The organism is Chloroflexus sp. (genome assembly GCF_034432675.1).
Classification (GTDB): Bacteria; Chloroflexota; Chloroflexia; order Chloroflexales; family Chloroflexaceae; genus Chloroflexus.
Map to the genome: position 1 here is coordinate 1 of NZ_DAOUBI010000123.1, position 7,465 is coordinate 7,465.

The 7,465-nt window shown below is 52.5% G+C and carries 6 protein-coding genes and 1 pseudogene; 6 read left to right on the top strand and 1 reads right to left on the bottom strand.

Annotation, left to right across the window (positions count from 1 at the left end):
* The first annotated feature begins 461 nt into the window (after positions 1-461).
* The 6 genes from VAE55_RS09080 to VAE55_RS09105 all read left to right on the top strand — a co-directional run bounded on the left by VAE55_RS09080 (position 462) and on the right by VAE55_RS09105 (position 6,412).
* Complete coding sequence (locus VAE55_RS09080) at positions 462-1,559, top strand: ABC transporter ATP-binding protein (RefSeq protein ID WP_322815466.1); 1,098 nt, start codon at positions 462-464, stop codon at positions 1,557-1,559.
* A gap of 9 nt (positions 1,560-1,568) precedes the next feature.
* Positions 1,569-2,438, top strand: a complete 870-nt coding sequence (locus VAE55_RS09085; protein WP_322815467.1) for an ABC transporter permease — start codon at positions 1,569-1,571, stop codon at positions 2,436-2,438.
* Positions 2,435-3,301, top strand: coding sequence for an ABC transporter permease (locus tag VAE55_RS09090; protein ID WP_322815468.1), 867 nt, complete (start codon positions 2,435-2,437; stop codon positions 3,299-3,301). Before VAE55_RS09085 ends, VAE55_RS09090 begins: the two co-directional genes overlap by 4 nt.
* 32 nt (positions 3,302-3,333) lie before the next feature.
* The gene (locus VAE55_RS09095; RefSeq protein WP_322815469.1) at positions 3,334-4,485 is read left to right on the top strand and encodes a spermidine/putrescine ABC transporter substrate-binding protein; all 1,152 of its coding nucleotides are present in this window, start codon (positions 3,334-3,336) and stop codon (positions 4,483-4,485) included.
* A gap of 289 nt (positions 4,486-4,774) precedes the next feature.
* Positions 4,775-5,452, top strand: coding sequence for a 4-vinyl reductase (locus VAE55_RS09100; protein ID WP_012257557.1), 678 nt, complete (start codon positions 4,775-4,777; stop codon positions 5,450-5,452).
* A gap of 18 nt (positions 5,453-5,470) precedes the next feature.
* Positions 5,471-6,412 (top strand): pentapeptide repeat-containing protein, encoded by a 942-nt coding sequence (locus tag VAE55_RS09105; protein WP_322815470.1) that lies wholly within the window; start codon positions 5,471-5,473, stop codon positions 6,410-6,412.
* Positions 6,413-6,536: 124 nt separating this feature from the next.
* Here VAE55_RS09105 and VAE55_RS09110 read toward each other — a convergent pair.
* Positions 6,537-7,418, bottom strand: a pseudogene (locus VAE55_RS09110) (BsuBI/PstI family type II restriction endonuclease).
* Between the last annotated feature and the right edge of the window lie 47 nt (positions 7,419-7,465).

Sequence of the window (7,465 nt, forward strand, 5' to 3'; positions counted from 1 at the left end):
ATCCGCGTGTGGCGTCGTTTGGAGTGCGGCAGCCATGCTGCCGCGCCAGCCGTGCTCACAATCTGGCGCGTGCAACGTCGTTGACCCGGCTGGTCATGCGGAGGCCGGGTGTGCTCGTCACGAACATGGGATCGAGCGGCAATGAATAAGATACCTTCTCGTAGATGTTTTTTGAAATAGGTTCTATTTGATGGCCTTTCATTGGTGTTCAAAATCAAGTTATATCTACCAAATATCATCCATATAAATCTGTGCGAGACGACGCAAAATTGCGCCAGAAGGTTGTGGTATACTACCTCTCAAACAAAAGCACAGTGTGATGCCAGCAGGCCACGATGTCGATGAATGATCCTGGCAAATGGGGGTGAAGTGTTGCGATATGCGGTGGGCTTTCACCGACTGTCGTACCGCAATTCGCGTTACTCATTACTGGGTTATAACCAGTTGGCAGGAGTGTTCAGGTGAGCGACTCGATCGCAATTGAACTCCGTGACGTTGTCAAGCGATTTGGCGATGTCGTGGCCGTCGATCACGTTAATCTGCAAATTCGTGACGGCGAGTTTTTCTCTTTGTTAGGGCCAAGCGGTTGTGGCAAGACATCGAGTCTGCGCATGATCGCCGGGTTTGAATTGCCAACCGCTGGTAGTATCCTCATTCACGGTCGTGAAATGGGTATTACGCCACCACACCTGCGACCGGTGAATACGGTGTTTCAATCGTATGCCCTCTTTCCACACATGACCGTTGCGCAAAATGTTGCCTTTGGCCTCGAAATGCGCAAAACGCCGAAGGCCGAGATTGCCCATCGTGTTCGGGAAGCGCTTGAACTGGTGCGCCTGACCGGCCTGGAAGAACGGCGACCGCGCCAGCTTTCCGGTGGTCAACAACAGCGGGTTGCGCTGGCGCGTGCACTCGTCAACCATCCCGAAGTTTTGTTGCTTGATGAGCCACTCGGTGCGCTTGACCAAAAATTGCGCAAAGAGATGCAACTCGAGCTGAAGAGCCTTCAGGCCCGGGTGGGTATCACCTTCGTGTTTGTAACCCACGACCAAGAAGAAGCTTTGACGATGTCGGATCGCATTGCGGTCATGAACAAGGGCAAAATTCTGCAAGTGGGAACACCAACTGAGATTTACGAGCGGCCAAATTGCCGTTTCGTTGCCGACTTTATCGGCGAGACCAACTTTATCGATGGCGTGGTGATCGGGCGTGATGGCAATTACACGGTGTTGGAGACGCCAGAGGGTTTACGTTTTCGTGGTCTGGCCTCTCGTCCATTGAGTGAAGGGACAGCGGTCACCTATTCGATCCGGCCCGAAAAAGTACGTTTACTGGCTGCCAACGGTGAGTTACCGCCAGATGGTCTCGCCGGTACAGTGATGAGTGTCAATTATATCGGTAGTGATACGCGGATTACGGTTCGCATTAACGAGCGCCGCACGATTGACATCTGGGAACAAAATACCCGCTCGACGCTTGACCGTGATGAATACTGGCAGCCGGGTGAAGCCGCTATCATTGTCTGTCCACCCGACAATGCATTGGTGCTCAGTGAATAGGAGGGCGCAATGACCATGCTTCAACAGCAACAACAGCGTCGCGACCGTGTCCGGCTCTTGTTGCTGCTCTCTCCTGGTCTGCTCTGGCTCTTGCTCTTCTTCGCGTTTCCGTTGGTCATTATTCTTGTCTACAGCTTTATGACCAACGATGCATTGGGGCGGGTCGTCTATCAACCAACGCTCGATAACTACATTACGATCTTTACGCAGAGCCTGTATGTCAACGCTTACTGGCGCTCGATCTGGACTAGTGTCCTGACGACGGTGATTTGCCTGTTGATCGGCTATCCGCTGGCGCTCTTCATTGCCCGCAGTCCGCAACAATGGCGTATGCCGCTGCTGATGCTGATTCTGATTCCATTTTGGACTAACTTTCTGGTACGTATCTATGCCTGGCAGATTATTCTGGCTAACAACGGGATCATCAACGGCTTCCTTGAAATCATCGGGGTCGGTCGGCTCCCTTTGCTTAACAATGAAGGTGCTACGCTCCTCGGCCTGATCTACGGTGAATTACCGTTTATGGTGTTGCCACTCTATGCCGCACTTGATCGTTTCGATTTCACGCTGATGGAAGCTGCTGCCGATCTCGGTGCAAACAAGGTGCAAGCTTTTCTGCGCGTTATGCTGCCAATGACGATGCCGGGGATTGTGGCCGGATCGGTGCTAGTCTTCATTCCAACCCTCGGTCAGTTCGTCGTCTCTGAACTCCTCGGCGGGGCTAAGGTTGACTACCTGGGTAATCTGATTCAGCGGCTCTTCCTGCGGGCAAATCCGATTAACTGGCCACTCGGCTCAGCAATGGCTGTACTGATGATGATCGTGCTGCTGGTGCTGATTATGATGTACTTCCGCGCAACAACGGAGGAAGAGCGATGATCAAGACAGCACCCGCTTCAACCACGCTGGCCCGTACACGAGGTGCGTTTGCTGAGGGGCGCCTGACGTGGAGCGGTGTGGGATTGACGATCTTCTCAATCCTGGTCTATCTGTTCCTGTATGCACCGATTGTCATTCTGGTCATCTTTTCCTTCACCCGCGATGAGTTTGGCGTGCGTTGGACAGGCTTTACGTTTGACTGGTATATCCGTCTGTTTAACAATCCACGTATGATGGGGGCCGCCTGGAACACCTTAGTCGTGGCCAGTGTGTCAACGGTTGTGTCAACGATTATCGGCACGTTGCTGGCAATGGCGATGGAGCGGTACCGGTTTCGGGGGCGGGGGGCGATGGAAGGGTTGATTTATCTCCCGATTGTGGTGCCCGAAATCGTGATGGCGGTAGCCCTACTGGCTTTCTCGGCAATTGCCTTTGATCTGATTAAGATGGTGACTGGCGAGACGCTACGGCGTAACCTCACCACGGTCACGATTGGCCACATCGCCTTCAGCATCTCGTTCGTTGTGGTTGTTGTGCGTACCAGCCTCAAAAATTTTGACCGTCGGCTCGAAGAAGCAGCAGCCGATTTAGGGGCCGATAACTGGAATATTTTCTGGCGCATTACCTTTCCATTGATCTTGCCCGGTATCGTTGGTGGTGCTTTGCTGGCCTTTACCCTCTCGCTCGACGACTTCATCATTTCGCTGTTCCTCTCTGGGCCGGGAACTTCCCTCCTACCGGTGGAAGTGTATAACCGTGTGCGACGAGCAGTGACGCCAGAAATTAACGCTATTTCTACCCTGATGCTGCTGTTGTCGATGGTGCTGGTTGCACTGTCGCAACTTTTGCAGCGACGACGATAGGTTTGGATACACAGTAGTGAGGGAGGTCGAGGATGCAGATACTTCGATTGATGGTACTGGTATTGCTTCTGGTACTGACAGCATGTGGTGGCGGTGATGCAACCACCGGTCCCGGTAACGAATACGGTACCGGCAGCGGTGATACAACGCAGACAACCGGTGATGGTGTTAATCGCAGCAAATTGGCAGATACGCTCTACTTCTACAACTGGTCAGATTATATCGATCCGGCAATCCTCGATCAGTTCAAAGCCGAGTATGGCGTCGAAGTCGTGGTTGACACCTACGACAGCAACGAAGACATGCTGGCCAAAGTGCGGGCCGGTAATTCGGGGTACGATATTGTCGTTCCCTCGGATTATGCAGTGCAGATCATGGTAGCAGAGGGATTAGCTGCACCGATAGACAAGTCATTGCTCACCAATCTGGTGCATATCGATCCCAACCTGCTCGATCAGTACTTCGACAAGGGAAATGTCTATTCCGTGCCGTACATGTATGGCATTACCGGCATTGCCTACAACACAAAGTTCTTCCCGAATGGGATTGATAGCTGGGCTGCGATCTTTGAACCCGATCAGATTGCTCAGTTTGCCGGCAAATTTAGCATGCTCGATGATGCACGTGAGACACCGGGGGCGGCGCTACGCTACATTGGTCAGTCACTCAATTCCACCGATCCGGCAGCATTAGAGCGGATCAAGGAGATCCTTCTGACCCAGAAGCAATATCTGGCTGCCTACAACAGTTCTGACGTGAACCGCAAACTTGCTAGCGAGGAATATGTGATGGCCCATGCCTGGAGCGGAACGGCTATGCAGGCGCGCAATGGGTTGGGTGATGAGTTCAGCGGTAATCCGAACATCGCCTTTGTGATCCCCAAAGAGGGTGGCATGATCTGGATGGACAATCTCGTTATCCTCAAGGACTCGCCCAATGCCTATACGGCCCAAGTCTTCATCAATTTTCTCATGCGACCGGAAATCTCCGCTCAAAATACCGAGTATGTCGGCTATCTGACCCCCAATAAAGATGCGCTGCCACTCATTTCCGCCGAGGTGCGTGAATTGTACGCGCAAGGCTTTGCCCCCGATGACGCGATGTATCAGCGCCTTGAGTGGGCGGTGCGCAATGAGGGCACCACTGCCTTCGATGATCTGTGGACTGAGATCAAGGGTGAATAGGCAGTACGAACACGTCTGATCGCAGGAGAGGGGTATGCCAGTACATACCCCTCTCTGATTCTTCAGGGCTTTGTCTGTGCTTCAGGCCCCTGGTTTACATCCATGCAGGCGATGGCGCGGGGGATGTCGTTTACACCTCTCCAATCGGTGTTCTCTGTGAGAAATAAACCTGCTCTCCCTGTTCCACTTTTTTCATCACATACGTTTATTACAACGACGGTAACATGTACGGTCGGTCTGTGGTATCCTACACCTATTCGCAGGTCACAGGCGTGTAGAGGAGGAAGGCATGGAGATCCGCGACCGCTCCGACCACGATCCGGTTGCTGATTTGCTATTGGTTGATGCGTATATGCGTTGGGCATTACTGGCAGCCGAAGAGGTGATCGGGCGCAACGGTCTGGCCGTCGTACTACGACAAGCCGGCTTAAGCCATCTGATCGGCAATTACCCGCCGGAGCAACTGAAAGCCACGACCGGTCTGACATTTTATCACTATGCATCACTCAATGCCGGCCTGATCAATTTTTTTGGTCGTTCGGCGCGTAGTATGGCGTTGCGGATCGGGCGGCAGACCGCGCGTCTGGCCATCGCAAACCAGAGTGCCTTATTTGGGACGGCTGCCCTGATTGCGTCAAAGGTCTTGCCCTTTGCTACTCAGGTGAAACTGGGGCTGTCGGCAATGCAGGCCGGTTTACGTCGCCTGAGTCAAGCCGTGAATCAAGATCGCCGGCTGGCGTTGGAGGATAGGGGGGAAGCCTGGGCCTATATTGACTACACCTGCTCGATGTCGGCTGGGAAGCAGGCCGATGAACCTATCGGTTATATTCAGTGTGGTGTATTACAAGAGGCTCTACACTGGCAAACCGGTCGTGAATTTGCCGTAGAACAGATCGCCTGTCGTTCAATGGGTGCGCCGGCGTCGATCTGGCTGGTCTCGAAGACGCCGACGCTGCCGTACAACTGATGTGTAAAGGAGGGCCGTATGGCCGACCTGACTCCTGATCAGATTTTTGACCTTCTCAACCGACCTGGCCCGTTGTGGCTGGTGGGGGCGAATTTGAATGGTGCGAACCTGAGTGCAGCTAATCTGAGCAATGCCAACTTAAGTGAAGCCCAATTGAGCCGTACCCGCCTCACCGATGCCAACCTGTACCGGGCCGATTTGAGTGTGTGTGAGTTGGGTGGTGCCAATCTGAGCTGGGCCAATCTGCGTGAAGCGCGATTGAATTGGGCACAACTGGTGCGTGCCGATTTGAGTGATGCTGATTTGCGTAAGGCCGATCTGAGCTGGGCTAACCTGGAATTTGCGTCGCTGGTTGGCGCTAATCTGCGCGGTGCTAATTTAAGTGCTGCCGACTTCAGTGGAGCCAATCTGTACGGGGCAAATCTTAGCCTGTGCAATCTCAGTGGTGCCGATCTGCGCGATACGGTCATGATTGGGGCAAATCTGAGCGAAGCACAACTGCGCGAGGCACAACTGGTGAATTTGAGTGGCGCAAATCTGAGTGGTGCTATCCTGATTCGGGTGAGCCTCAATGGCGCCAACGGCAAAGGGGCCAATCTGGCGAATGCCAATTTGATGCACGCCAATCTGCGTGAGGCGACCTTCGACGAGGCAAACTTTATCGGTGCCAATCTCAGCGAAGCCAATTTAGGCGAAGCCAGTCTGTGTAATGCCGATTTCAGCGAGGCAAACCTTAGCGGTATTTACCTCAGCGGCGCTAATCTCCGCGGGGCGATCTTCACGTGGGCCAATCTGTCTCGTGCGAACCTGAGTGGGGCCAATCTGCGTGGCGCGAACCTGCGTGGCGCGAACCTGCGTGAAGCAAGTCTGGCCGACGCCGATTTGACCGAGGCCGATCTGACTGATGCTGATCTGACCGATTGTGATCTGACCGGTGCGAAGGGGGTGGCGGGATTGTAGTCAGAGAATCGTTGCAAGAGTTACCAATTTGCTGTGCCATGGGCTATCAAACCTCGCGAGCCAATCATGTGCTGGACATAGAGTACGGATGACTGTGCTCGCGGGTTTGCTTTTTCTAACTATGCTACTCGTATGGACCCAGAAAGCGTTCCCTATTAAAATAAATAATATGATCTGGATACTCTGCTATCCAGACTTCCGTTACCCAGGCGATTTCTTGAAGATACTTTTTCATTACTTTTCGTGTAGGAAATGCTGTTACAAACACTAAAGGAGATTTACTAGCTCTAAACAGATCTTTGAGTTCGTTATGGCGTTTCATGTTGATCGGGCCATGACTGGTCAATGCTTCGATGAGAACAAGCCAGTTTTGATCTGGTACATGGATAATCACATCTGGCATCTTGCTGTGCTCATTCACATAAACACCCAATTGTTCAAAATATGTTCGCTCAAATAGCTTGAACTTGTCACCGGCGTCGCCCACGTATATGACAACTCACCCCGGTGTAAAACGCGGACAGAAATCCTCGATAATCTGCTTAATGAGCGTATTTTGTCCTCCTGCGGTTATGTTGATTTCGCTACCATCCGGCAATCGTACAGGGATTAATGCCTGAGACCGTTCCCTTTCGCGCAGGCGTTGCAGTCCCTGTGCAGTCGCCAGATAGTTTCTCAGCTTGCTTTCCCATGCATCTGTACCAAATGACTTGATTAATGCCAGAAGGTTGGATTCCATCTGATAACGTGTCTTGGGACTGTTGATAGGTCTATCCGGGTTGTCTGGATTAGGAATGACGAGATTCATCTGCACAAACTGATGAATGGTCTGGCGACACACAGTTTCGCGCGTGTTTGGGGCATACGTGATACCGAATTGATCTCGGAAGTAATTCATCATTTCTGTTATGCCATACAAAGGAGCAGATGCATCTGCCCAATCGCTGTCTGGTCTGACGTTTGCGAGTGCAAGCAATGTAAGGGCAGAATGCTCTGTTGCAACCATTGATTAAATGTGGTAACAATGGCTTCTGCACCCGCGAGCAAGCCGTT

What these genes read in the sequence shown, in the direction of transcription:
- VAE55_RS09085 (WP_322815467.1), top strand. Translation starts at nt 1,569, where the DNA reads ATGACCATGCTTCAACAGCAACAACAGCGTCGCGACCGTGTCCGGCTC.
- VAE55_RS09095 (WP_322815469.1), top strand. Translation starts at nt 3,334, where the DNA reads ATGCAGATACTTCGATTGATGGTACTGGTATTGCTTCTGGTACTGACA.
- VAE55_RS09100 (WP_012257557.1), top strand. Translation starts at nt 4,775, where the DNA reads ATGGAGATCCGCGACCGCTCCGACCACGATCCGGTTGCTGATTTGCTA.
- VAE55_RS09090 (WP_322815468.1), top strand. Translation starts at nt 2,435, where the DNA reads ATGATCAAGACAGCACCCGCTTCAACCACGCTGGCCCGTACACGAGGT.
- VAE55_RS09105 (WP_322815470.1), top strand. Translation starts at nt 5,471, where the DNA reads ATGGCCGACCTGACTCCTGATCAGATTTTTGACCTTCTCAACCGACCT.